Genomic DNA, 1,445 nt, shown 5'->3' with positions numbered 1-1,445 from the left:
GTTATTGGGTGGATTCAATCTTTATCAGTACGCTCCAAACTCCGTAATCTGGACCGATCCTTCGGGCTGGGAATGTGGAAAGTCTGGGAGAGGATTCCTAAGCTGGGCAAAAAAATGGCATGACAAGCGCGTAATAGAAATATTCGGGCCTCAAAAAGGTAGAAACTTCGGCAGACAACGCTCATATGACAGTCATTACAAAGGTCGGGATATTGAATATAAATCCGACAACTTTAAAAAAGGCCTTCGCTCTACAGAGAGTTTAAATCGAATGACAACACAAATTGACAAAGACATTAAACTAAAAAATTCGCAAGGTGCAAATCCACACTGGCACTTTGAACATGACCCAAGAGTAGCGCCCGAGATGGGCAGTGTTTTGCAAAAACTAGAAAGCGCCAATATTCCGTGGACATTTGGCCCGAAAGCCCCATTTTAATATCACGAGACACCTATAATGCCACGAGCAAATTCGATTGTAGAAAATTTACACACTCTTATTTTTGAGCACAGATTCGCACCAGCCTACCCACTATGGTCAAAAAACATAACTTCCCTTTGCCGGGCAATACCTAACAGCAAGCATTACTGCTACATAATCATAACAACAAATAAAGATAACTCTCTCACGACCGACCTGTGGGTAGGCCCAATAAACTATCCAGATAGCTCACTAGATTCAAACTGCAGTGCATTCAAAATAGCAATTGGCATAACGCATGATGAAGACCCAGATTTTTTATCGAAATGCCAGCAGCGTATCATTAAACTTATCCCCTACGTCGATGCGTTCGCAAACGCAGTACAAGAAGAACTACTATCTCCTTCCCTCGTAGCAACAAGCCAAACCACAGCACAGCGAATGATTGCCTACCATCACTTTCTAGAAGCGTACGATAAGCTAAAGCAGCACCAAATATTCCCACAACTTCATGATGAATTAATAAGCCTATACAGAAAAGGTGGAAAAAGCCTTTCAAAAACAATCAAAAATATAAAAAATATTGCGCCAGATATATTGAATAACACTTCGCAAGCATCATCCGATTTCCTCAAAGATTATCTAACCCCACCGTTTGACCTCTCATCCATTCTTGCAGAGTTCGCATTTATTGAGACCTCAGCCAGATATGCCGCTCAACAGCCAATAACTATATAGCCTCTAAGGACAATCCATCCGATTCCGCAGGGATGCCCGAGCAGCTGAAGAAAGTGAGCTACCGGATCTACTCGGTGGGCAATCCGGTAGCCGTATTCACCGGCAGAAAGTTTCAGGACGGGTCGGGAGATCTGGACTTCACCCTCCCATGAATCCTGCCCATCGTCAGGGCACGCCGCTGCAACAGCAATGACCGGCGCGATAACAGACTATTTGGGCACTGTACAAGGTCTACCACCGCCTCGAGCCGCTCGGCCAATGACCACCGACCCGCAAGGCGGCGAAT

The 1,445-nt window shown here is 44.9% G+C and carries 2 protein-coding genes; both read left to right on the top strand.

What is annotated here, in order from left to right; genetic code table 11:
* Positions 1 to 439 (top strand): hypothetical protein (locus LIY45_RS30470; RefSeq protein WP_226478706.1); only part of this gene is annotated, 439 nt, incomplete at its 5' end.
* Between the two features lie 18 nt (positions 440 to 457).
* Positions 458 to 1,159, top strand: coding sequence for an Imm25 family immunity protein (locus LIY45_RS30465; RefSeq protein WP_226478705.1), 702 nt, complete (start codon positions 458 to 460; stop codon positions 1,157 to 1,159).
* The last annotated feature ends 286 nt before the right edge of the window (positions 1,160 to 1,445 follow it).

Source organism: Pseudomonas sp. MWU16-30323 (assembly GCF_020515595.1).
GTDB classification, from domain to species: Bacteria; Pseudomonadota; Gammaproteobacteria; order Pseudomonadales; family Pseudomonadaceae; genus Aquipseudomonas; species Aquipseudomonas yamanorum.
Note: the sequence above shows the minus strand (reverse complement) of the source record. Positions and strands in the feature narration are given on the sequence as shown.